Source organism: Novosphingobium sp. FW305-C-111 (assembly GCF_058783565.1).
On the sequence record NZ_JBYSYP010000010.1, the window covers coordinates 32,551 to 57,302 of the forward strand.

The 24,752-nt window shown below is 68.8% G+C and carries 12 protein-coding genes; 9 read left to right on the top strand and 3 right to left on the bottom strand.

All coding sequences use genetic code 11. The features are described 5' to 3' along the window. Nucleotides 1-94 precede the first annotated feature (94 nt). From AC3WLD_RS12440 to AC3WLD_RS12465, 6 genes are read left to right on the top strand one after another with little or no spacing between them, the layout of a single operon-like run. A complete protein-coding gene (locus tag AC3WLD_RS12440) occupies nt 95-1,579 on the top strand; it encodes a tryptophan halogenase family protein (RefSeq protein ID WP_492557282.1) in 1,485 nt (494 codons plus the stop codon). After that, nucleotides 1,576-3,378, top strand: coding sequence for an alpha-amylase family glycosyl hydrolase (locus tag AC3WLD_RS12445; protein WP_492557283.1), 1,803 nt, complete (start codon nt 1,576-1,578; stop codon nt 3,376-3,378). Before AC3WLD_RS12440 ends, AC3WLD_RS12445 begins: the two co-directional genes overlap by 4 nt. Beyond that, nucleotides 3,375-5,003, top strand: a complete 1,629-nt coding sequence (locus AC3WLD_RS12450; RefSeq protein WP_492557284.1) for an alpha-amylase family glycosyl hydrolase — start codon at nt 3,375-3,377, stop codon at nt 5,001-5,003. Before AC3WLD_RS12445 ends, AC3WLD_RS12450 begins: the two co-directional genes overlap by 4 nt. After that, entirely contained in the window at nt 5,003-7,033 is a 2,031-nt protein-coding gene (locus tag AC3WLD_RS12455; protein WP_492557285.1) for a glycoside hydrolase family 97 protein, read from the top strand. The genes AC3WLD_RS12450 and AC3WLD_RS12455 overlap by 1 nt, the downstream gene beginning before the upstream one ends. Beyond that, a complete protein-coding gene (locus AC3WLD_RS12460; RefSeq protein WP_492557286.1) occupies nt 7,030-8,517 on the top strand; it encodes a tryptophan halogenase family protein in 1,488 nt (495 codons plus the stop codon). The genes AC3WLD_RS12455 and AC3WLD_RS12460 overlap by 4 nt, the downstream gene beginning before the upstream one ends. 31 nt (nt 8,518-8,548) lie before the next feature. After that, entirely contained in the window at nt 8,549-9,145 is a 597-nt protein-coding gene (locus AC3WLD_RS12465) for a TetR/AcrR family transcriptional regulator (RefSeq protein WP_492557287.1), read from the top strand. A 114-nt stretch (nt 9,146-9,259) separates the two neighbouring features. Here AC3WLD_RS12465 and AC3WLD_RS12470 read toward each other — a convergent pair whose 3' ends face one another. After that, nucleotides 9,260-11,305, bottom strand: coding sequence for an oxidoreductase (locus AC3WLD_RS12470; RefSeq protein ID WP_492557288.1), 2,046 nt, complete (start codon nt 11,303-11,305; stop codon nt 9,260-9,262). Nucleotides 11,306-11,760: 455 nt separating this feature from the next. Here AC3WLD_RS12470 and AC3WLD_RS12475 point away from each other — a divergent pair, with 455 nt between their 5' ends. From AC3WLD_RS12475 to AC3WLD_RS12485, 3 genes are read left to right on the top strand one after another with little or no spacing between them, the layout of a single operon-like run. Then, entirely contained in the window at nt 11,761-14,133 is a 2,373-nt protein-coding gene (locus AC3WLD_RS12475; RefSeq protein ID WP_492557289.1) for a CHAT domain-containing protein, read from the top strand. After that, on the top strand, nt 14,130-20,717 hold the full coding sequence (locus tag AC3WLD_RS12480; protein WP_492557290.1) for a two-partner secretion domain-containing protein: 6,588 nt from the start codon (nt 14,130-14,132) through the stop codon (nt 20,715-20,717). Before AC3WLD_RS12475 ends, AC3WLD_RS12480 begins: the two co-directional genes overlap by 4 nt. Next, nucleotides 20,714-22,579, top strand: a complete 1,866-nt coding sequence (locus AC3WLD_RS12485) for a ShlB/FhaC/HecB family hemolysin secretion/activation protein (RefSeq protein WP_492557291.1) — start codon at nt 20,714-20,716, stop codon at nt 22,577-22,579. The genes AC3WLD_RS12480 and AC3WLD_RS12485 overlap by 4 nt, the downstream gene beginning before the upstream one ends. Nucleotides 22,580-22,718: 139 nt before the next feature. On the opposite strand, the gene AC3WLD_RS12490 is transcribed toward AC3WLD_RS12485, so the two are convergent. Both AC3WLD_RS12490 and AC3WLD_RS12495 read right to left on the bottom strand, forming a co-directional pair. Continuing rightward, entirely contained in the window at nt 22,719-24,122 is a 1,404-nt protein-coding gene (locus tag AC3WLD_RS12490) for an FAD-binding oxidoreductase (RefSeq protein WP_492557292.1), read from the bottom strand. A 35-nt stretch (nt 24,123-24,157) separates the two neighbouring features. Next, nucleotides 24,158-24,628: an Lrp/AsnC family transcriptional regulator gene (locus tag AC3WLD_RS12495; RefSeq protein WP_492557293.1), complete on the bottom strand. Its 471-nt coding sequence runs from the start codon at nt 24,626-24,628 to the stop codon at nt 24,158-24,160. Between the last annotated feature and the right edge of the window lie 124 nt (nt 24,629-24,752).

Sequence of the window (24,752 nt, forward strand, 5' to 3'; positions counted from 1 at the left end):
CGCAGCGGTCTTGATCCTTTCTCCGGTCCCGCCATCATGCCGCAAACTGGCGGGAGAGGTTGAGCCCATGTCTGATCGCAGCAGCATGCGCCCAATGCGTTATGTCATCGCCGGCGGCGGGACCGCCGGGTGGATGGCCGCGGCGGCGCTGTCGCGCTTCGCGCCGCCTGGAACCCGCATCGACCTGGTTGAGAGCGAGGCAATCGGCACGGTCGGCGTCGGCGAGGCGACGATCCCGCAGATCCACCTGTTCAACGCCGCGCTCGGCATCGACGAGGCGGAGTTCCTTCGCGAGACCAAGGGCAGCTTCAAGCTCGGCATCGAGTTCGCCGGCTGGTTGCGCGAAGGTCACAGCTACATGCACGCCTTCGGGGCGATCGGCCAGGCGGTGGGCCTGCTGCCGTTCCAGCACTACTGGCTGCGGGCCAAGGCGCTGGCCTTTGCCAAGCCGCTCCAGCGCTATTCGCTGAACGAGCTGGCGGCGCGGACGATGCGGATGCAGCGCGGCCGTCGCACGCCGCAATCGCCCGAAATGCCCTATGCCTATCATTTCGACGCCGGGCTCTATGCTGCTTACCTGCGCCGCCTGTCCGAGGCGCGCGGCGTGGTCCGCCACGAGGGGCTGATCGAGGCGGTGGAGAAAGACGGCGAGGACGGCGATATCGCCGCGCTGCGCCTCGACGGCGACCGCCGGATCGAGGGTGATTTCTTCATCGACTGCACAGGTTTTCGCGGGCTGCTCATCGAAGGTGCGCTGGAAACCGGCTTTGACGACTGGACCCGCTACCTGCCCTGCGACCGCGCGCTGGCCGTGCCTTGCGCGGGCGGCGGGGACTTCACGCCCTACACCCGCTCGACCGCCCTCGAGTTCGGCTGGCAGTGGCGCATTCCGCTTCAGCACCGCATCGGCAATGGCTATGTCTACCAGAGCGCGCTGATTTCGGACGACGAGGCGGCGTCGACGCTGCTCGCCAATCTCGACGGCGAGGCGCTCGGCGACCCGCGCCCGCTGCGCTTCACCACCGGCAAGCGGCGCAAGCACTGGAACCGCAACTGTCTCGCCATCGGGCTGGCAGCAGGGTTCATGGAGCCGCTGGAATCGACCAGCATCCATCTCGTCCAGAGCGCCATCAGCCGGTTCCTCGCAATGCTCCCCGGCGGCCGCCCCGATCCGGCGATGGTCGACCAGTTCAACGCCCAGGCCGAGTTCGAGTGGACCCGGATCCGCGACTTCATCGTGCTTCACTACTGGGCCAACCAGCGCGAGGGGCAGCCGTTCTGGGACGCGGTCCGGAGCATGGACCTGCCCGCGACGCTCACTGCCAAGATCGCCCAGTGGCAGGCCAGCGGTTTCATCCACCGCGAGCACGAGGAGCTGTTCACCGAAGTGGGCTGGTTCCAGGTGCTGGCCGGGCAGGGGGTCGAGGCGCGGGGCTACAACCCGATGGCGGACGCGCTGCCCGAAGCGAACCTGCGCGACCTCCTCGGCGGGACAGAGGCGGCGCTGGTCGAGGAAGTGCGGCAGATGCCGCGGCATATCGAGGTTGTAGAACAGATGGTGCGGAGCGTAGCGGCATGAAACTGGCTCTTGCTGTCATTGCCGCATTGCTGCCGCTTCCGGCGGTGGCGCAGGATTATCGTGCGCGCACCCCGGCGGACGAGGTCGTCTATTTCGTCCTGCCCGACCGCTTCGAGAACGGCGACGCGAAGAACGACAAGGGCGGGATCAAGGGCGACCGGCTCAAGACCGGTTATGATCCTGCCGACAAGGGCTTCTACCACGGCGGCGACCTCAAGGGCCTGACCGTGCGGTTGCCGTACCTCCAGCGGCTGGGGATCACCGCGATCTGGGTCGCGCCGATCTTCCAGAACAAGCCGGTGCAGGGCCCTCCCGGGCAGGAAAGCGCGGGCTATCACGGCTACTGGGTGACTGACTTCAACCGGCCCGATCCCCATTTCGGGACCGAGGCCGAGTTCGCGAAGTTCGTGGAAACGGCCCACGGCATGGGGATGAAGGTCTACATGGACATCATCACCAATCACACCGCCGACGTCATCAAGTACCGCGAGGGCGATGCGACCAAGTACGCCTACCGCAGCCGCGCCGACTTTCCCTATTCGCGCAAGGGCGGGGTCGATGGCGCGCCGATCAATCCGGGGTTCGCCGGCGACGAGGACAGCAGCGCGGCGAACTTCGCCAAGCTGACCGATCCGGCCTATGCCTACACGCCTTACGTTCCCGAAGCGGAGCGCAACGTGAAGGTGCCGGCCTGGCTCAACGATCCCGTCCACTATCACAATCGCGGCGATTCCACCTTCACCGGCGAGGACAGCCGCTTCGGTGATTTCTCCGGCCTCGACGACCTCTTTACCGAGGATCCGGCGGTTCGTGCGGGCATGATCGAGATCTTCAAGGGCTGGATCGATCGGTACAAGGTCGACGGATTCCGCATCGACACCGCCCGCCATGTCGACCCCGGCTTCTGGAATGAATTCGTTTGCGCGATCCTTGCCGAAGCCAAGGCGCAGGGGGTACCCAACTTCACCATGTTCGGCGAGGTCTTCAAGGACGTCCCGGACAGCGGCTACATCGCCCAGTACACCCGGCGCGATCACTTGCCGTCGGTGCTTGACTTCGCGTTCCAGTCGGCGGCGCGCGAGGTTCTGGGCAAGGGCAAGGGGACCAACGTGCTGGCCGAGATGTATGCCGGGGACGTCCTCTACGAAGGTGGCGAGGCAGCGGCGCTGAACCTGCCGACGTTCCTTGGGAATCACGACATGGGGCGGTTCTCGACGCTGGTGAAGGCGGACCGGCCCGGCATCGGCGAGGACGAGCTGCTCGCCCGCGTCACGCTCGGCCATGCCATGCTGATGACCCTGCGCGGCGCGCCGGTGATCTACTACGGCGACGAGCAAGGCTTCGTCGGCGACGGCGGCGACCAGGCCGCGCGTGAGGACATGTTCCCGTCGAAGACCGCGTCCTACAACGACAACACGCTCATCGGCACGAGTGCGACCACCGCCGCCAGCAACTTCGACGAGAGCCACCCGCTGTTCCGCGAAGTGGCCACTTTGTCCGCGTTGCGCCGCGCCCACCCCGCGCTGACCCGGGGGCGGCAGGTCGTTCGCGATTACGCGCAGGCGCCCGGGCTGTTCTCGGTATCGCGCTTCGATCCCGTGACCAACGCGGAATACTTCATCGCCTTCAACACCGCCGACCATCCGATCGACCTGCTCAGCACGATCGGGACGAGCGCGCGCCAGCTCGAAAGCCTCGCCGGGACCTGCCCGGCCGCCGTTGCCGCTCCGGGCAGCGTGCGGGTTTCGCTGCCGGCGTTCGGCTGGATGGTTTGCCGGGTCTCCGGAACAGAACAATGAACACGCACCAGCTCATCCAGCCGGCCCTTGCCGCAAAAGCTGCCGCCGATCCGTGGTGGCGCGGCGCGGTGATCTACCAGATCTATCCGCGCAGCTTCATGGACGCGAACGGCGACGGGATCGGCGATCTGCCGGGGATCACGGCGCGCCTCGAGCATGTCGCGCGGCTCGGCGCGGACGCGATCTGGATCTCGCCCTTCTTCAAGTCGCCGATGAACGATTTCGGGTATGACGTATCCGACTACTGCGACGTCGATCCGATTTTCGGGACGCTCGCCGATTTCGACGCACTTGTCGCCCGCGCCCACGCGCTGGGGATCAAGGTCCTGATCGACCAGGTCTATGCCCACACCTCCGACGAGCACCCGTGGTTCGTCGAGAGCCGGTCATCCCGCCACAACGACAAGGCGGACTGGTACGTGTGGGCCGACGCCAGGCCCGACGGGTCGCCGCCATCGAACTGGCAGTCGGTGTTCGGGGGTCCCGCCTGGCGGTGGGATGCCCGGCGCCGGCAGTATTACCTCCACAACTTCCTTGCCAGCCAGCCGCAGCTCAACGGTCACAATCCGGCGGTGCAGGACGCGCTGCTCGGCGTAGCGAAGTTCTGGCTGGACCGCGGGGTCGACGGGTTCCGCATCGACGCGCTGAACTTCACGATGCACGACCCGGCGCTGACCGACAATCCGCCTGCCCCGGCGACGGACAAGCCGCGGACCCGTCCGTTCGACTTCCAGCTCAAGCTTTATAACCAGTCGCATGCCGACATCCCTGCGTTCATCGAGCGGATCCGGACACTGCTCGACCGCTACGACGCGGTGTTTACCGTTGCCGAGGTCGGCGGGGACGAGGCTGACCGCGAGATGAAGCTGTTCACCGCCGGGGACAACCGGCTGAACTCCGCCTACGGCTTCGACTTCCTCTATGCCGAGCGCCTGACGCCCGGGCTGGTCAAGGCCGCGCTCGCCAGTTGGCCAGACGGCGAGGGCGTCGGCTGGCCGAGCTGGGCGTTCGAGAACCACGATGCGCCGCGCGCCAACTCGCGTTGGATCGGCCCGCAGCACCGCGAGGCATTCTCGCGGCTCAAGGCGCTGCTGCTGATGTGCTTGCGCGGCAATGCGATCGTCTATCAGGGCGAGGAGCTGGGGCTGGAGCAGGTCGAGATCCCGTTCGAGATGCTCCAGGACCCCGAGGCAATCGCCAACTGGCCGCTGACCCTCTCGCGCGACGGTGCGCGCACGCCGATGCCCTGGAGTGCGGACGCGCCGGACGCCGGCTTCGGCTCCGCCACCCCGTGGCTACCGGTGGGCGACGCCAACCGCGCCAAGGCTGTCGACGTACAGGAGGTGGATGAGGCTTCGCTGCTCGCTCTGACCCGCGCCGCGATCGCCTTGCGCAAGGCGCACCCGGCGCTCGCGGTCGGCAAGGTCGCGGCCTGCCGGGCCGAAGGCGACCTGCTGGTCATCGACCGCGAGACTTCCGGCGAACGCGTGCGCTGCCTGTTCAATCTGGGCGAGAAGACGCTGGCCCTGCCGGGCGTCGATGCCGCCGGAGACATCCTGATGCGGGTGAACGAGGCGGCGCCCGCATCGCTCCCGCCCTTTGGCGCGCTGGTCGTGCGGCGGTGATGCGCCGCCTCGCCATCGTGCTTGCGGCGCTGCTGCTTCCGGCGCTCGCCCACGCTGCGAGCGTCAGTTCCCCTGACGGGCGCATCGTCGTCACGCTCGACGTGACCGGCGAGGGCGTGCCCTATTACACGGTGACCCGCGACGGCCAGCCGCTGATCGCCAGGTCCGAGCTCGGTTTCAACTTTACCGATGCCGACCCGATGCGTCGGGGCCTCGCGGTGGAGAGCGAAAGCCGCGCCAGCGCGGACAGCCGCTGGGAGCAGCCCTGGGGTGAACGGCGTTTCGTCACCGACAAGCACAACGAGCTTGCCATCACGTTCGTCCAGAACGAGCGCGGCCCGCGCCGCTTTACCGTGCGGGTCCGCGCGTTCGACGGGGGGATCGGCTTCCGCTATGAATTTCCCAGGCAGGACACGCTGCCGGTCGCGCACATCGCCGAGGAGCTGACGGAATTTACCATCGCCCGCGACGGCGAAGCCTGGTGGATCCCGGGCGGGGACTGGAACCGCTACGAATATCTGTACAGCCGCACCCCGATCAGCGCCGTCGCCACCGCGCACACGCCGATCACGATGAAGCTCGACGACCGCACCTACCTCAGCTTTCACGAGGCGGCGCTGGTCGATTATTCGGGGATGTGGCTGCGGCGGATGGAAGGCTTGCGCTTCCGCTCGCAGCTTTCGCCCTCCTCGCAGGGGGCCAAGGTCACCCGCGCCGGCGCGTTCGATACGCCGTGGCGGACGATCCTGATCGCCGACAATCCCGCCGGCCTGTTTGCCAACGACCTCGAATTGAACCTCAACGAGCCCAACAAGCTTGGCGACGTCAGCTGGTTCAAGCCGGAAAAGTACATCGGGGTGTGGTGGGAAATGCACCTCGACAAGACCAGCTGGGCGAGCGGACCGAAACACGGCGCGACCACGGAGAACACGAAGCGCTACATCGACTTTGCGGCGAAGCACGGCTTCACCGGCGTCCTCGTGGAAGGCTGGAACAAGGGCTGGGACGGCAACTGGTTCGGCAACGGCCGCGAGTTCAGCTTCACCGAGGCTTATCCCGATTTCGACATCGCCGCGCTCGCCGCGTACGCAAAGAAGAAGCGCGTCCACCTGATCGGACACCACGAGACCGCCGGCAACATCGCCAATTACGAAGCGCAGCTCGAAGACGCGATGGCGCTTTATGAGCGGCTGGGGATCCCGCTGGTCAAGACCGGCTACGTCGCCGACGCCGGCGGAGCGATCGCGCCCGCGCCGGACGGGCAGGGAACGGTGCGCGAATGGCACGACGGGCAGCGGATGGTGCAGCATCACCTCAAGGTCGTCGAAACCGCCGCGCGGCACCACATCGCGGTCAATCCGCACGAGCCGGTCAAGGACACGGGCCTGCGGCGCACATACCCCAACTGGGTCGCCCGAGAGGGCGCGCGCGGGGTGGAATACGATGCCTGGGGCGATCCCAAGAACCTGCCGAGCCACGTGCCGAACCTGGTGTTCACGCGGCTGCTGGCGGGGCCGATGGACTTCACCCCCGGTATCTTCTCGCTGGAAGGGCGCGGCGGCTCGCCGATCCCGTCGACGCTGGCGCGGCAGCTGGCCTATTACGTCGTGGTCTATTCGCCGATCCAGATGGTCGCCGACCTGCCCGAGAACCTCGAAAAGTACCCGGCCGAACTGGCCTTCACCGCCAAGGTCCCGGCGGACTGGGCGGAGAGCACGCTGCTGGATGGCGCGATCGGCGAGTTTGCGGTGATCGCCCGCAAGGACCGGGCGTCGGAGGCGTGGTACGTCGGCGGGGTGACCGACGACAAGCCGCGCACCGCCGCGGTCAAGCTCGGCTTCCTGACGCCGGGCAAGCGTTACCGCGCGACCATCCACCGCGACGGCGACGGCGCCGACGGACTGGGCGAGCAAAGCGCCAAGCACCGCATCGTCCACGAAACCCACGTGGTGACCGCCAGCGACGTCCTCTCCGTCCCAATGGCCCGGGCCGGGGGCTTCGCGGTCTCGCTGGAGCCGATCGGCAAGTGAGCGAGCCCCGCCCGCCCCATGTCGTCGTTCTCGGCGGGGGGAGCGCCGGGTGGATCACCGCCTGCCTGATCCACAAGGAATGGAGCGCGAAGGGCGGCCGTGTCACCGTCGTCGAGAGCCCGGAGATCGGGATCATCGGGGTGGGCGAGGGGTCGACTCCGCAGCTGAAGGCGCTGTTTGACCACCTCGGCATCGCCGAAGTCGAATGGATGCCCGCCTGCGATGCCACGTACAAGCTCGGCATCCGCTTCACTGGGTGGAGCGAGCGCCTCGGCTTCGAAAGCTATTTCCACCCGTTCCCCGGCCCGACCGACCTCCACAGCGAGGGCGGGTTCTTTCACAACTGCCAGCTTGCCCGGCGCGGTTTCGCCGTGCCCGCGCACCCCGACCCGTGGTTCCTGGCGAGTGTTCTCGCCGAGGCGGGAAAAGGCCCGCAGGCGGCCGAAAACTTTCCGTTCCCGCCGAGCTACGGCTACCATTTCGACGCCTACAAGCTTGGCGCGTTCATGCGCGGCTGGGCCACGGCGCGGGGTGTCGAGCACCGCGAGGCCAAGGTTCTCGACGTCGAGCGCAGCGCCGACGGCGGCATCGCCGCACTGCTTTGCGAAGGCGGGGAGCGGATTGGCGGCGAGTATTTCGTCGACTGTTCCGGCTTTCGCAGCGTGCTGGTCCAGCAGGCGCTCGGCGTGCCGTTCCGCCCGTTTGCCGAGAACCTGTTCAACGATCGCGCCGTTGTCATGCCGACGCCGCACAGCGGGCCATACAAGCCGCAGACCGACAGCGTTGCGACGCGCGCCGGGTGGCGCTGGTCGATTCCGCTGACCACGCGGATCGGCAACGGCTACGTCTATTCCTCGCGCCACATCTCCGACGAGGACGCCGAGGCGGAGCTGCGCGCGGCGATCGGCATGACGGACAGCGACCAGCCGGCGCGGTTCCTGCGGATGAACGTCGGCCGGGTCGAGCAGAGCTGGGCGCACAACTGCCTCGCCGCCGGGCTCTCGCAGGGGTTCATCGAGCCGCTCGAGGCGACCGCGCTGCATATCGTCATCAACACCGCGCTCGAATGGGTCCGGGCGATGGAGCAGGGCGGCTACACCGCGCAGCACCGCGACGCGTTCAACGCCAAGGCGGCGACCCGCTACGAGGCAATTCGCGACTACATCGTCGCGCACTACCGGATGAACCAGCGCAGCGACACCGCCTACTGGCGCGAGAACGCCGCCAACCAGGCGCTGCCGGATTCGTTGCGTGCGATGATGACCGCGTGGTTCCGGCAGGAGGACGTCGCCGCCGCCAACATGGCGGTCTATGAGGGCGACCCGCACTATTCGGCGATGAGCTGGCACTGCCTGTTCGCCGGTTACGGCACCTTCCCGCCGCCCGGAAAGATGGTGCCGCTGCCCGCCGGGGCGGTCTCGGCCGACCTTGCCGCGACCGAGCGGATGCTGGCCGCCTGCGCCCTGAACTTCGCGCCGCTTTGACGCGCCCGCCGCTTCCGCTAAGCGGAGGGGCATGGCGAGGGCGCTGACCGACGACGAGATCCGCGACGTGCGCGCCCGCATCTGCGCGGTGGCCGAGCGCCAGTTCGCCGAACGCGGGCTGGAGGAGACCTCGCTCCGCTCGATCGCGCGGGAGATGGGCTGGACCGCAGCATCGCTGTACCGGTATTTTCCGAGCAAGGACGAACTGCTTTCGGCTACGCGGGCAGCGGTGCTGCATCGTTTTTCGGCGCGGATCGAGGCTGCCTATGCCTCGACCGACGACCTGTGGGACCGCTCGCGCGCGGTCGGGCAGGCCTATGTCGACTTTGCCTTCGACGAGCCGCACGCCTACCAGCTGATGTTCGCTTTCAGCCAGGCCGATGACCCGCCGCCCGAACTGCGCGCCGCGCAGGCCCGTTCGGACCGGACGGTAATCGACTACATCACCGACATGGTCGATGCGGGGCTGCTGGAAGGTGACCCCCGCATCCTCGGCCGGGCCTTCTGGGTCTCGCTCCACGGCCTCATCACACTGCGCATGGCGGGACGGGTGCGTGAGGACGAGTTCGACGAATTACGCCACGCGCTGGCGCGGCTGATCACCCGCGGGGCGCGGCCGACCGGCTGAATCCAACCATCGCCGTCATTGCGAGGAGCGCAGCGACGAAGCAATCAGAGCGCAGGGACGCTGGATTGCCGCGGCCTGCGGCCTCGCAATGACGAGCGGTTGTTTAAAGATGGCCTAGATCGCCACCGCCAGCTCGGTGGCCTGCAGAATCGCCCGCTTGGCATCGAGCTCGCCCGCTTCCAGCGCGCCGCCGATGAGGTGTGACGCGATCCCCTTGGCGGCAAGCTCGTCATGCAGCGCGCGCGAGGGTTCCTGGCCCGCGCAGATGATGACGGTGTCTGCCTCGATCAGCTGGGGCTCGCCGCCCACCCGCACGTGCAGCCCGGCATCGTCGATGCGCTCGTACTCGACGCCGCCGATCATCTGCACCCCGCGCCGCTGCAGGGTGAGCCGGTGGGTCCAGCCGGTGGTCCGGCCGAGTCCCTTGCCGACCGAACTTGCCTTGCGCTGGAGCAGGGTGACCTCGCGGCCGTTGCTGGCGACTTCGGGCTTGATCCCGGTGACGCCGCCGCGGGGGTGGTTGCTGAAGTCGATGCCCCATTCGCGCGCGAAAACATCGACGTCGAGCGCGGCGGAGGTGCCGGCGTGGGTGATCAGTTCGGCGACATCGAACCCGATCCCGCCCGCGCCCATGATCGCGACCTTCTGCCCCACTTCGGCCTTGCCGGTGATGACGTCCATGTACCGTACCGCCTTGGGGTGATCGATGCCGGGCACCGCCGGACGGCGCGGCTCGATCCCGGTGGCGACGACGATCTCGTCATACCCGCCCGCCGCCAGGTCCTCCGCCGAAACCCGCGTGCCCAGCCGCAGGTCGACGCCGCGGACGTCGATCATCCGCCTGAAATAGCGCAGCGTTTCGTGGAATTCCTCCTTGCCGGGGACGCGCTTGGCGAGGTTGAACTGGCCGCCGATTTCGTCCGCCGCATCGAACAGGGTGACCGTGTGCCCGCGCTCTGCGGCGAGGACGGCGAAGGCCATGCCGGCAGGCCCTGCGCCGACGACCGCGATGCGCTTGGCCGCAGCCGCCGGGCGTAGGATGATCTCGGTCTCCCTCCCGGCGCGGGCGTTGACGAGGCAGCTCGTCAACTTGCCGGTAAAGGTGTGGTCGAGGCAGGCCTGGTTGCAGGCGATGCAGGTGTTGATCTCGTCCTCGCGACCCTCGCGCGCCTTGTTGACGAGGTCCGGGTCGGCCAGCATCGGCCGGGCCATCGAGACGAGGTCGGCATCGCCGCGCGCCAGCACCTCTTCGGCGACTTCGGGCATGTTGATCCGGTTGCTGGTGATCAGGGGGATCGACAATTCCTTGCGCAGCCGCCCGGTCACGCTCGTGAATGCGGCACGCGGGACCATCGTCGCGATCGTCGGCACCAGGCTTTCGTGCCAGGTGAAGTGCGTGCTGATGACGTCGACGCCCTCCGCCTCGAGCGCCTTGGCGAGGCTGACGACTTCCTCCCACGCCATCCCCCCCTGGAGCATGTCCATGGCGGCGATGCGGAAGATCACGACGAAGTCCGGCCCGACCGCCGCGCGCACCCGGCGCACGACTTCGATCGGGAAGCGCATCCGGTTTTCCCACGAACCGCCCCAGCGATCGGTGCGCAGGTTGGTTTTCTCGACGAGGAAGGTGGAGATCAGGTACCCGGCCGAACCGATGATCTCGACCCCGTCATAGCCCGCCTGCTGCGCCAGCGCGGCGCAATTGGCAAAGGCGGCGATCTGCTCCTCGATCCCGTCCTCGTCGAGTTCGCGGGGGACGTAGGCGCCGATCCGGCTGCGGACCGGCGAGGGGGCGACGCATTCCGGCACCCCGGCGAGCGGGCCGGTGTGGAGGATCTGCATGACGATCTTCACGTCAGGGTCGGCAGCATGGACCGCATCGGTGACCGTCCGGTGCATAGGCACTTCCGAGGGTTCGGACAGCTTGGCCCCGCGCCCGCCGGTGTGGTGCGGCGTGATGCCGCCGGTGATGATCATCCCGACGCCGCCCTTCACCCGCTCGACGAAATAGGCCGAGAGGCGCTCGGCCGCATCGGGCACATCCTCGAGCCCGGTGTGCATCGAACCCATCAGGATGCGGTTCTTGACCTGCTGCCGGCCGATTTTCAGCGGCGAGAACATGCGCGGGTATCGGGTGGTCGGCTGGCTTGCTCCGGTCATGTTCATCCGCTCCTGACTGTCGGCGCAAGGATAGCGAACGGTGTTTAGTATCGCAAGCGGGCTTGATCGGGAATGTGCACGATGTGACGCCGGCAGGACCTTCCCGGCAACAGCCAAAACCGAAGACTTAAGCAAACCCAATTGCAATCAGTTACTTATCAAAACCATTACCTAAAATGGACGTTTGATCCGCGAACTCCCGTGTCCAGCGTCATCGTGCCGAAGCAGCAGGTCTGTCCAGAATGAGCGGGTATAGTATCGGATGCGTTGCCAATTGACTTGCCCAATGCCGCCGGTCACAACCTCGTCTCGGGGCAGGCGACTAATAGTCTGTTTGACGGGTGAATGGGCAGACAAGATGGTGTCCGCGGCGTGGATCGCCCGGGGCCGGCGATTTCGCGGGGGGGCAATCGGTGGGATCGAATGGACCGGGCACGGGCGGGCCGAGCCGCGTGATGCGGATCCCCGCGCTTCTCGCGGCGGCGGCGGCGGGCGTTGCCCTGGCCGCGCCGGCATGGGCGGCAACGCCGCAGCAGCTCTGCCTTGCCTCGGCCCAGCCGGCCGGACAGCTGACCAACGAGGCCGAGCTCGTTCGCGCGACCGCTGCGGCCGAAGACCTGCTCCGCGGCGCGCAGTCCGATTTCCTGTTGGCCGATGCCGCGCTCGAGCGGCTGGCGGTTGCCGACAAGGCGGGGCCGGTCTCGCCCGCCGCGCTTGCCGCCTATTGCAGTGCCGCCGGGGAGGCGATGCTGATCGGCCGCAGCGGGAGCGAATACCGTGCCCGAGCCTATCTCCAGTCGGCACTGGGCCAGGCCGACCTGGCGAAGTCGGACAGCCTGCGGTCGCGGATCCTCTACCGGCTGGCGCTGGTCTCCCGCAATCTTGCTGTCCGGCCCAACGCCCGTTCGGCGCAGCGTTCGCTGAACAGCGACCAGGCGGTGGTGGCTGCCGCGCCGGCGGGGGGCGACAAGTGCGATGCCCTGCTGGGCGACGGGCTCGACGATCGCACGACATGGTCCGTGTCGCGGCTTGCGCTCGAGTGCGCTGTTTCGGCGGCAAGCGGCCCGGATGCGGACGGCCTCGCCGCACTCGGCCAGCTCCAGCTGGCGCGGCTCCACCTCACCGAAAGCGACCGCCGACCCGAAGCGCGCGCAGAGCTGCGCAAGCTCGCCGCTGCCGCCGCGCTCGACGGGCTGCCGCGTGCGCTCGGCGTGGCCGACCCGGCGCGCCGATTCGAGCTCGCCTCGCGCCTTGCCGAAGCGGCGCTCGATGGCGGGGGCGGCGGCGATGCCCGGCTCACCCAGGCGCTTGTCGCGCTCGGGCAGGACGAGGCGGGCGATCCGGGGCGACGCGCGATGGTCGAGGCGCTGCGCGGCCGGGTGCTCCTCGCCGCCGGCTCGCCCGATCAGGCGGCAGCGCGGATCCGCAGCGCGATCTTTCATGAAAGCCAGCGGCCCCAGCCGTTCCGGCTCGCAGACTGGTTCCTGCTGCTCGCCGAGGCCGACCCGGCCCATCGCGACGAGCACGTGACGCACGCCTACGAGGCGCTGCAGGCGGTGCGGACGCTCCTTCCGCAGTTCGACCCGCTGACCCGCGAGTCCAACTTCGCCTTGCGGATGCAGCCGGTGTTCAGCGCCGCGGTCGATGTCCGGCTTTCGCGCCACGACGCCGGGCAGGAGGGCGCGGAGATCGCCGAGGCGCAGCGGGTGGTCGAATCGTTCCGCCAGGCCGAGATCCAGAACGTGTTCGGCGCGGACTGCGTTCCGCCGCGCGTGCCGGTCGATCCCGGCGAACTGCGCGCGGGCGAGATCCTGCTTTATCCGATCCTCCTCGAGGACCGGGTCGAGCTGATCTATGCAGTCAATGCCGGTGACGGCAAGCCCGCCGAATACCGCCGGGTCACCCAGTCCGACAACGCCGGGGCGGACCGCATCGGCCAGCTGGTCAAGAAGACCTCCTACGAACTCGGCTATGGCAACGACGACAGCTGGGAGGCACCCGCCGCCGAGCTTTACCGCCTGCTGATCCAGCCGATCGAGGGGCTGCTCGGCCCCGGCTCGACGCTGGTCATCGTACCGGACGGGGCGCTGCGCCGCCTGCCGTTCGCGGCGCTGCGGGCGCCCGACGGGACCCTGCTCGTCCAGAAGACCCGCATTTCGGTCGCGCCGTCCCTGGCCTATACCCAGCCTGGCGGTGCGCTCGCGCGCAACCCGGCGGTGGTCGCGGTCTCGCTGTCCGAAGCGGTGGACCTGCCCGCAGGTTCCTTCGCCGCGCTGCCCGGGACTTCGGAGGAAGCGCAGATGGCCTCCGGCCTCGGCGACGCGGCCAGGCCGCTTGGCGTGCACATCGACAACTTCAAGCGCGGCGAGCTGAAAGCCGCGTTCGAGGGGCGCAACGTGGACGTCCTGCACCTTGCCACGCACGCCTCGTTCAACGGCCGCTCGGACCGTTCGTTCATCGTCTCCGACGATTCCGCGATCCTGCTCAGCGACCTGCGCGAGATCATCTCGGCTAACCGCGGCAACGGGGAGATGCTGTCGTTAATCGTGCTCAGCGCCTGCGAGACGGCGCTGGGCGACGACCAGGCCTCGATGGGACTTGCCGGGACTGCGGTGCAGGCGGGCGCGGAAAGCGCGCTCGCCTCGCTGTGGGAGGTCGACGATGCCGGGACGGCCGAGCTGATGCAGCAGTTCTACCAGCGCTTCGCCCGCGGCGAGGGCAAGGCCGAAGCGCTGCGCGATGCGCAGCTTGCGATGATCGGCAGCGGGACCGAGTTCGCCGACCCGCGGATATGGGCGGCATTTACACTGCTGGGGGGCTGGCGATGAGGGGCGTGCATTTCCTGGCAGGACTGGCGCTCGGCGCGCTCGCGGCGGGCACCGCGCAGGCGCAGGTGGTCATCCAGCTGCCCGATCCCGACGCACCCAGCATCACGGCGATTGTGCCGGACATGGGCAACCCGTTCGCCGTCGGGACGGTGGTGACGACGGTCGACCAGACTCACACCATCACCGGCGGCACCCTTTCGGGCCCGAACCTGTTCCACAGCTTCGCCACCTTCAACCTCGATTATCGCGACACCGCGGCGTGGCAGCGCGGCGCGGCGGACGCGGGCTCGATCCGGAACGTGATCAACCGGGTGACCGGCGGCGGTCCCTCGCAGATCGATGGCGGGCTGGTCGTGTCGGACATGCCGAACGCCGACTTCTGGTTCATCAACCCAGCCGGCGTCGTGTTCGGCGGGTTCTCCTCGGTCAGCGTGCCGAACGCGGCGTATTTCTCGACGGGCCAGGAGCTGCGCTTCGCCAGCGGGCCGGTGTTCTCGGCAGTGACCCCTTCCGGCGCGACCTTCTCGATCGCCGCGCCGGAATCGTTCGGCTTCCTTGGCGGGCAAGGGGCGGTCGAGGCGAGCAACGTGCTCAACCTTGCGGGCGCGGGCTCCGTCACGCTGGTCGGGTCGGACGTGGTCCTTTCGAGCGGTGTGATGACCGGGCCGCGGCAGCGGCTGGGGCTCGTGGCCGTGGGCAGCGGTGCGGCGAACGTGTCGCTGGCGGATCCGTTCACGGTGCAGGGCGATGGAACGGTCTTCGTCGCGGCCGCAACGATCGATGCGAACTCCCTGGCGGCCGCGGCGAACAGGGTTTGGCTCGTGGGTGGATCGGTGTTCGTCGGCGACAGCGCCGGCGACCGGGCCGACATCGCGGCGAACCGCATGGAGATCACCTTCAACTCGCGCCTGGCGACCGGCGGCGGATCCATCGCGATCACCGGCGGCTCGCTCACCATCGGGGACGCCGCGATTCCGGGCGACACCAGCGCGATCCAGACCCTGACCGGGGACATCCGGCTCAACGTCGATACCCTGGCGCTGCACCGCTTCGGCAAGATCATCTCCGACGCCACCAGCCTGACCAGGGGCGGGGACGTATCGGTGACGGCGCGGACCGTCTCGCTCGACGGGGGCTCGTCGATCGGCTCGCGGACCCAGGCGGTCGGCGGCAACCTGCAGACCGGCGATTCCGGGAGCGTGGTGCTGCGCGCGTCCGAATCGCTGTCGATCAGCGGGTCGAGCGCGATCACCACGCGGTCGGCCACGAACGGCAATGCCGGGGCGATCGACATCCGCACCGGTACGCTGACCCTGGCGAACTCCGGCGCGATCACGGCGGCCGCCACGGCGGGAGGTGCGGGCGGCGATATACGCGTGGCCGCGACCTCGGTCACCGGAACCGGTGGCGAGATCAGCTCCGACACGCGGGGGACCGGCGCTGGCGGCAATGTCTCGCTGGTGGCAGGCGGCGTGAGCCTCGCGGGCACCCGGATCACCAGCACCGCCCGCGCCGGGTCGGGCGGAAATTCAGGCGCGGTTTCGGTAACGGTGACGGGGCAGCTGTCGCTGGGCGGGGGAGCGGCGATAGCCGCCAACACGCTCGGGACCGGAAACGCCGGGACAGTCAGCGTTTCGGCTGGCGAGCTCGTGATGCCGGACGGCGTCATTTCGTCATCGACCAGCGGTCCCGGGGCGGCGGGCGCAGTCGGAGTGGAAGCGACCGGGCGGCTGGCGATGGGCGGCTCCTCCGCGATCCTCGCCAACACCGCCGGAACCGGGGCTGCGGGTGCAGTGACGGTAGCGGCCGGCGAGCTGGGAATGGCCGGGGGTGTCATCTCGTCATCCACGGCGGGGGGCGGCACCGCCGGGGCCGTGAACGTGACCGCGCAGAGCGCCGACCTATCGGGTTCGGCCAAGATCGTTTCGCTGACGGCACCGGGTTCGGGCGGCAGTCTCGATTCCGGAAATGCCGGAGATGTCACGGTGCGCGTGACCGGAACGCTGGCGCTGGCCGGCGCTGCCCTGATCGGGGCGCAATCGGCCACGAACGGGGATGCCGGCAGGGTCGCGATCGATGCGGGCACGCTGACCATCGCCGGTACCGCAGGGATTTCGGCGTTCGCCACGTCGTCCGGAAGCGCCGGGGCGATCGAGATCACCGCGGGCCGGATCGAGGCGACGGGCGGTGAAATCGCCAGCTATACCGAAGGCGCCGGCGATGCCGGACTGGTCCGCATCGCGGCCGGCAGTGCCTCGCTGAGCGGGACGCAGATCACCGGCGCTTCGCGTGCGGCGGCGACCGGCGCGGCGGGCGCGGCCACGATCGCGGTCACGGGCGAGCTCAAGGTCACAGACGGGGCGCTAGTTTCGGCCAGTACCGCCGGGAGCGGGGCGGGCGGCGACGTCCGGGTCACGGCGGACAGCCTGATCGTTCGCGATTCCCGGATCGAATCGAACACCTCGGGGAGTGCCAACGCGGGCAACGTCAGCATCGCGGTTCGCACGATCGACGGGGCAGGGGATTTCTTCGGCGTCGATGCGATCGGCTCGACCACGAGCGGCTCCGGCAATGCCGGCAATGTCAGCCTCACGGCCACCGACGCCTTCCTGCGCCTCCCGGTCGGATCGCGGACCGCGACTGGATCTTCGGGGAACGCCGGCGACGTGACCGTCAACGTGTCGGGCACCCTCGATGTCGGAGCGGCATTCGAGGATCCGGTCGATTTCAACGTCATCGATAACGTGACCCTGCTTTCTCCGGGTTCGATCACGGGGACCTCGGCCGGATCCGGCAATGCCGGCAGCGTGACGATCCGGGCCGGCCGGATGTCCGTATCGGGACGGGTGGGTGTCGATACCTTCGGCGACGGGGCGGCAGGGTCGGTCTCGATTGTCGCGGACTCGCTGCGGGTGCAGGGCGCCATTTCTTCGACGAGCTTCTTTGGCAGCGGGGATGCAGGAACGATCCGGATCAGGACCGGCGACCTCAGCATGGCGCTGGGCGAGATTTCCAGCAGCACCAAGGGGGCCGGACAGGGCGGCCTCATCGACATAAGTGCCGGTTCGATCAGGATGGGCGGAATCGCCGCGATCACGTCCGCCTCGGAGGGGTTGTTCCTGATTGGGCAGCGAGCCGGGAACGCGGGTCAGGTTGTGGTGGGGGCCACAAATGACCTTTCGCTGGCCGGAGCAGCCGCGATCACCTCGAAGTCGCTGAGCAGCGGCGATGCGGGTTCGGTCACGGTCCGCGCCGGGGGCATGGTTTCGCTTGGCAATCGCGGCTCGATCTCCGCCTTTGCAACGGGCGGCGGGCGCGGCGGAGTGGTCGATCTGCAAGCGCCGTTATTGCGCATGCGGGGCGGTGAAATATCGTCCTACACCCTCGGCAGCGGCGATGGCGGGCTGGTCGATGTCCGTGCCACGACGATCGAGGCGGTCGGCGGACAGATCACCTCGTTCACCAACGGTTCGGGCCATGCGGGCGATGTCCGGGTCGTCGCCGACAATGCCCTTCTGTCAGGGGCGACGATCAACAGCGACGTGGGCATCGGGGCCAGCGGCGACGGCGGGCTTGTCGACGTATCGGTTTCCGGCGTGCTCACGATGCGAAGCGGCGCCGCCATTTCTGCCTCGACCGTCGATGCCGGCAACGCGCCCGTCCATGGAACCGGAAGTGCCGGGAACGTCGTGGTCCGGGTCGGGGATCTCCGGCTCGAGAACGGCGACATACGCTCGCTGACCCAGACCGCCGGTGCGGCAGGCTCGGTCCAGGTCATCGCCGGGACGGCGACCGTCACGGGTGACGGCATCATCACCTCGGGCACGGTCGGTTCGGGCAATGCAGGTGCAGTCGACGTCCGCTTCGACACGCTGAACCTGCAATCCGGCGGACGAATCTCGGCCTCGAGCGAATTCGGCACGGGTCATGCCGGCACGATAGACATCGTCGGCCGCCGGCTGGTGATGAGCGGGACGCAAGGCGGAATCGCCTCCAACACATCGACCAGCGGTGCAGGCGGGGTGATCAACGTCGTGGTCGACGAACTGGAGATGAGCGGGGGCAGCATCGTCTCGGGCACCTCGGGTTCCGGCAATGCAGGTCGCATAGCGGTGACGGCCCGTGCGGCGAAGATCAGCGGCAACGGCCTGATTTCCTCGCAGACACTCATCGGGAGCGGTGCGGACCCGGATACCGGCCATGCGGGAGAGGTATCGGTCCGCGTGACGGAAGACCTGTCCCTTTTCGACAATGCGGCCATCCGCTCCAACACGCTCACGCTCGGCAACGCCGGCTCTGTCGGGGTGTCGGTCGGCGGAACGCTCACGCTGGACGGCAATGGCGCGATCGCTGCTTCGACCGCCAGCGGCGGCAATGCCGGGCAGGTCCGGGTCGATGCCGGCCGCATCATCGGCAGGTTCGGCCAGATCTCGTCGTCCACCCGCTCCAGTGGCAACGCCGGCGAGCTGCGCATCACCGCCGGCAGCATCGACGCGTTCGACACCAGCTTCGTCAGCGAGGCGCAGCGCGGCGCGACCGGCCATGCCGGGACCGTTTCCGTGGACGTCTCGCGAGGCACCTTGCGGCTCACCAATGGGGCGCGGATCTCGGCGGCGACGGCCGGTCCGGGCGATGCGGGCAAAGTGGACGTGACCGCCAGGTCGCTGATCGTCACGACCGACTCCATCATCACCTCGCTGACCAACGGATCCGGCAATGCCGGCGACGTTTCGGTGCGGGCGGAGAGCGCGGCCATTGGCAGCAACAACGAGATCGGATCGACCATCCTGACAGGGAGCATCGTCCACGAGTCGGGGATTACCTCCGAGGCGACGGGCGGTGCGACCGGGCGGGCCGGCTCGGTCAGCGTCGCGATCGCCGGCCGGCTGGACCTGACCGGGCCGGCTGCGATTGCCGCAACCACCCTCGGTCCTGGTTCCGCCGGCTCCGTCGATGTCCGGGCCGGCCAGCTCGTCATCGGCGGCGGACAGATCAGTTCGTCGGCCTTCGACCGCGGCGATGCCGGGGTGGTTTCGGTGACAACCGCTGACCTGACCATGACCGGCGGCGCCATTGCCTCGTCCACGTTCGCCAGCGGAAAGGGCGGCGACGTCCGCATCGATGCGGGGCGCGCCAGCATTTCCGGGGATTCGCTTGTCGCGTCCACGGCGCGCGGCTCCGGTTCGGCCGGCACGGTCGCGGTGGTGGTCGCGGGGCAGTTCGACATCGCCGACAGCGCCGCGATCAGCGCCTCGACCGCCGGCTCGGGCAACGCCGGCGCGGTGGCTGTCCGTTCCGCAGGACTGACGATGAACGGCGGCGAGATCTCGTCGGAGACGAGCGGCATCGGCAACGCCGGGTCGGTGCTGGTGACGACGGGCGCGCTCCGCCTTGTCGCCGGCGACATCACCTCCTCCACCAGCGGACCGGGCAATGGCGGCAACGTCGTGGTTAAGGCGACGACCATCGACATGGCGCGGTCGGGCCAGGCCACGGCAGCGACCGGCGGCCAATCGCCAGGCGCTGCCGCGGCCTTGATCGACAGCGCGTTCATCCGCTCGCAGGCGCTGCCCGCTATCGGCACCCCGGTCGGCAATGCGGGCGGCGTGACCATCGAGGCCAGCACCCGCCTGTCGCTGCAGCCGGGCAGCATCATCACCTCCTCGACTTTCGGCGGCAGCGGCGGCGCGGTCTCGATCACCACCCCGCTGCTGACGATGAACGGGGGCGCGATTTCGTCGGCAACCTTCCGCGGCGGCGCGGCGGGGAGCGTCTCGATCGCCGCCGGTCGCGCTCTCCTCGGCGGACAGGCGACGATCAACTCGCAGGCGCTCGCCGGATCGACCGGCAATGCCGGAACCGTCGATCTCGCCATTACCGGAGACCTCGGGCTGATCGGCAATTCAGTCGTCTCGACCGCGACGGGGGGGACCGGCCTCGCCGGCGACATCCGCATTTCCGCGGGCAATCTCGTGCTCGATACCGGCGCGATCAATTCGGTTTCGACGACGGCTTCCCCAGCGGGGGCGATCAGCATCAGGGCCGGCAACATCAGCGTGCTGAACGGAAGCCAGATCACCACCAACTCGGCGAGCGGCCCGGCGGGCAACATCAACCTGACGCTGCCCAGCGAGGGCACGCTGCTCCTGAAGGGCGAGGTCCCCGGGGTGATCACGACCAGTTCGGGGGCGAACACCGGCGGGCGGATCACGATCTCGAACCCCTACCTGATCCTCTCGGACGGCGGGAACATCCTCGCGCTTGGCGCGCAGGGCGGGGCCAACGTGCTGATCCGGTCGAGCTTCTTCATCCGCTCGGCCGACCGGATCAACCTCGTGTCGGTCGACGGGTCGCTGGTGCTCGACAGCCAGTTCGGCGACCAGATCACCGGGACCGAGACGGTCGAACTGCCGTTCCTCGATGCCGGCGGAATCCTCAGCGGACAGTGCGCGGGCTCGCGCTCGAGCAAGGCGAGCCGGTTCGTGCGGCAGGTGACCGGGCCATATGCGCTGGGCACCCCGGCACTGTCCCCGGCGGCGACCGCGCTGCTCTCGCAAAGCCGCACGCTGGAGGCCTGCTCGTGAAGGCGCGCCTGATCCTGGGAGCGGGCCTCGCTTGCGCGGCGGCACCGGCTTATGCGCAGGTCGCGGGCGATCCCAAGGCCGAGCGGGTCGGCCCGCTCGCGGCACCTGCCGCGCCCGAATTCCCCGCGCCGACGACGTTCCCCGCCGCCCCGGTCGGGGAGGCGCCGGTGCCGGTCATCGCGACCAGCGTGACGATCGGCCGGATCGTTGTCGAGGGCGGGGACGACGGTACCGCCCGCGCGGCTTACGACTGGCCGGTCGAGGCCCGCTCCGGTGACCTGCGCCTGGCGCTGGCCAGGGGCCAGGCGATGGACCCGGCCTGGATCGAGGCGCAGTTCGCGGCTAACGGGATGGTCGGCACGCCGGTCCGGCTGGACCGGGTGGTGGCGCTGGTCCAGCTGATCAACCGCGCCTTTGCGGCCAACGGCTTTATCAACTCCGGGGTATTGGTGAGCGGGCCGGCTCCGACCGACGGCGGCGAGCTGCAACTGCGGCTGGTGCTCGGCCGGCTGGCGGGCGGCGCGGACGGGTCGCCAGGGCTGGCGGTCGAGTGGGGCAAGGCCGGCAGCAACGGACTGAGCGAGGCATTCATCGCCAACCGGATGACCGCGGCGCGCGAGACGCCGCTCAATGCTTCGGCCATCGAGCGGCAGTTCCGCCTGCTCGCGGAAAATCCGGCAATCCGCACGGTCGATGCCAACCTGCGCCCCGGGGGCCGCCCGGGAGAGGCGCAGCTGACCCTGACAGTCGAGCCGCAGCCGCAATTCGACGTCTATTTCCTCGCCGCGAACAATCGCTCGCCCTCGATCGGCGGGGAGCGCTATGCGGTAGGGGCAATGGTCCGCAGCGCGCTGACCCCGGGCGACCTGTTCAGCGGCGAGGTCGGGCGGACCGCGGGGAAGATCGACTTTGCCGCCGGGTACGAGATGCCGTTCCTGTCGCGCGACACGCTGCTCACGGTGCGCGGCGGGCGCAACGAGGCGGCGGTGATCGATCCCCAGCTCGCCGCGCTCGACATCACCGCCGAGGACTGGAACGTCGAGGCCGGGCTTGCCCGCGTCGTGGTCCAGCAGCCGCTGATGCCGCGTGGCGACGGCAAGGGGTGGAAGCCGGCGCGGTCGCTGCGACTGGGGTTCGGCTATGCGCACCGCTATTCGCTGACCCGGCTGCTTGGCCAGCCGTTCTCGTTCGCCCCCGGTGCGGTCAAGGGCCGCACCGAGTACAGCGCGCTGCGCTTCACGGCCGACTATGCCCAGCGCGACATCGGCACGGTCCTGATCGCCTCGCTCACCGCGACGCAAGGGCTGGACGGAACCCGCAGCGATGTCGTCGGGCTGGTGACCCCGGATACCGACTTCCGCTCGCTGCGTGGCCAGGTCAGCTACGCCCGCCGGCTCAATCCGCGCGGGCTGGAACTGCGCGCCCGGCTTTCGGCGCAGTGGACCGACGGGATCGTCTATTCGGGCGAGCGGTTCTCGGCCGGCGGCGCGGATACGGTGCGCGGTTACCGCGAAACGCTGGTGCTGGCCGACACCGGCGTGAATGGCTCGGTCGAGCTGGTCCAGCGCTTTTCGCTGACGCCCAGGAAGGCGCGCGGGCCGGGGTTCGACTGGGGCGCGTTCGCGGTCTCGGCGTTCGTCGACGGGGCCTACCTCCACAACCGGGAGGGGGCCGGCGCGGTCCCCGATACCATCGCCAGCGTCGGCGGCACACTCGCCTGGACCCCGTCCCCTGCGATCACCGCGACGGTGACGTATGGCAAGGCCCTGCGCGAGTTCTCCGCGCCGGGTAACCGCGACCTGCAAGACCGCGGCGTCGCGTTCCGCGTGGTGTTCCGGCCGCTCGACCTGCTGAGGGACTAGCCGGTTCCGCGTCGTTCATCGCGCTCGCCCGCGACTGGTCCTGCCCTGCCGGACACCCGTTACAAAGATCGGCAAGCGCGATTTGACGGGTCCGGCATCGCGGTGGCAGTGCGCGACCCGCGCCGGACCGGGAGGGCGCTCACAGCGTGAAAATCTTCCCCGGGTTCATGATGTTGTCGGGATCGAAGCTGCGCTTGATCATCCGCATCTGTTCGACCGCCTCGCCAAGTTCGGCGACGAGGCAGTGCTGCTTGCCGAGCCCGATGCCGTGTTCGCCGGTGCAGGTCCCGTCCATCGCCAGCGCCCGGTCGACGAGACGGGCGTTGAGCGCCTCGACTTCGGCCATTTCCTCGGGCGCATTCGGATCGATCGAGAACACGACATGGAAATTGCCGTCGCCGACGTGGCCGAGGATCGTCCCCGGCACTTTCGCGCCATCGAGGTCGCGGCGGGTTTCGGCGATGCATTCGGCAAGCCGGCTGAGCGGGACGCAGACGTCGCTCGACCAGCCGATCGCGCCCTGCCGCAGGTTGACCGCGGCGTAATAGGCCTCGTGCCGCGCGCGCCACAGGCGGTTGCGCTCCTCGGTCTGGGTTGCCCAGGCCATCTCTCCGCCGCCGTTGGCTTCGGCGATGGCGCGGACGGTCTCGACCTGCTCGGCGACGTGGGCCGGGCTGCCGTGAAATTCGAAGAACAGCGTCGGGACTTCGGCGAGGTCGAGCTTCGACCAGCGGTTGACCGCGGTGATCTGGAGTTCGTCGAGGATCTCGACGCGGGCCAGCGGCACGCCGCACTGGATCGACTGGACCACGGTATCGACCGCGCCGTGGAGCGTCTCGAACCCGCAGACCGCCGCGGAAATCGCCTCGGGAATGGGGTGGAGGCGCAGGGTGATCTCGGTGATGATGCCAAGCGTGCCTTCCGACCCGACGTAGAGCCGGGTGAGGTCGTACCCGGCCGCGGTCTTGCGCGCGCGGCGGGCAGTGCGGATGACCTTGCCCTGCGGCGTCACCACCTCGAGCGCCATGACCGCGTCCTTCATCGTGCCATAGCGGACCGCGTTGGTCCCGCTCGCCCGGGTCGAGGCCATGCCGCCCAGCGTGGCATTCGCGCCCGGATCGATCGGGAAGAACAAGCCCTGGTCGCGCAAGTGCAGGTTGAGCGCCTCGCGCCGGACGCCGGGCTGGACGCGGCAGTCGAAGTCCCCGGCGTTGACCGCCACGACCTTGTCCATCCGGGTCAGGTCGAGCGAGATCCCGCCGACCACCGGGCAGGCATTCCCCTCGATCGAGGTGCCCGCGCCCCACGGTACGATCGGCACCCTCGCCTCGGCGCAGAGCTCGACCAGCGCGACCACGTCCTCGGTGGACTGCGCGAAAACCACTGCGTCAGGGACCATGCCCGAAAAATGCGTCTCGCTCGCCCCATGCTGGTCGAGGATCGCCGCGCTGGTCTGCAGCGCCTCGCCGAACCGTGCGCGCAAATCGTCGAGGAAGCCGGAGGGAATGGGGCGGCGGTCCGCCGGGGTCAGGAGCGCGGGCATGCCACCGGCTTAAGTCGCCGCGCGGCGCTTGTCGATCAGCCCCCGGCAAACCGCAGCGGCAGGCGCGAGGTGCTCTTGATGTCCTCGAGGATGATGCTCGACTGCGCGGTCGCCACTTCGGGTGCGGCGAGGATGCGGTGGGTGAGCAGCGCGTTGAACGAGGCGAGGTCGTGGGTAGCGACCTTGAGGATCATGTCGGCGGTGCCGGTCAGCTTCTGGCATTCCAGCACCTCGTCGAGGTCCGCGACCATCGCACGGAACCGCTCGGCCGCCTGCGGCGCGTGGCTGGTCATGGTGAGGAGGATATAGGCGATGATCCCGACCCCGACTGCGCCCGGCTCGAGCACGGCACGGAACTCGCGGACCAGCCCGGCCTTCTTCAGCGCCTGCATGCGCCGCGAACACTGCGAGGGCGACAGCGCGACGGCCTGGGCCATTTCCACCGGCCCGATGTCGCCGCGGTCCTGCCAGGTGTCGAGGATCTTGAGGTCGTATCGGTCCAGCACGCGTATAATATGCGCTGAAATGATGAATACTGCAAATTCTGTGCAGGGAGGGTTCTCAATGGGCAAACAATGCACGCACCGTGAGGCCGGAATGCGCTATCATCGCGGAAACGCCAGCTGCGGG

Excerpts from the sequence above, each read along its gene's own strand:
- AC3WLD_RS12455 (WP_492557285.1), top strand. The coding sequence starts at position 5,003 with ATGCGCCGCCTCGCCATCGTGCTTGCGGCGCTGCTGCTTCCGGCGCTC.
- AC3WLD_RS12490 (WP_492557292.1), bottom strand. The coding sequence starts at position 24,122 with ATGCCCGCGCTCCTGACCCCGGCGGACCGCCGCCCCATTCCCTCCGGC.
- AC3WLD_RS12445 (WP_492557283.1), top strand. The coding sequence starts at position 1,576 with ATGAAACTGGCTCTTGCTGTCATTGCCGCATTGCTGCCGCTTCCGGCG.
- AC3WLD_RS12470 (WP_492557288.1), bottom strand. The coding sequence starts at position 11,305 with ATGACCGGAGCAAGCCAGCCGACCACCCGATACCCGCGCATGTTCTCG.
- AC3WLD_RS12475 (WP_492557289.1), top strand. The coding sequence starts at position 11,761 with ATGCGGATCCCCGCGCTTCTCGCGGCGGCGGCGGCGGGCGTTGCCCTG.
- AC3WLD_RS12440 (WP_492557282.1), top strand. The coding sequence starts at position 95 with ATGCGTTATGTCATCGCCGGCGGCGGGACCGCCGGGTGGATGGCCGCG.
- AC3WLD_RS12480 (WP_492557290.1), top strand. The coding sequence starts at position 14,130 with ATGAGGGGCGTGCATTTCCTGGCAGGACTGGCGCTCGGCGCGCTCGCG.
- AC3WLD_RS12465 (WP_492557287.1), top strand. The coding sequence starts at position 8,549 with ATGGCGAGGGCGCTGACCGACGACGAGATCCGCGACGTGCGCGCCCGC.
- AC3WLD_RS12450 (WP_492557284.1), top strand. The coding sequence starts at position 3,375 with ATGAACACGCACCAGCTCATCCAGCCGGCCCTTGCCGCAAAAGCTGCC.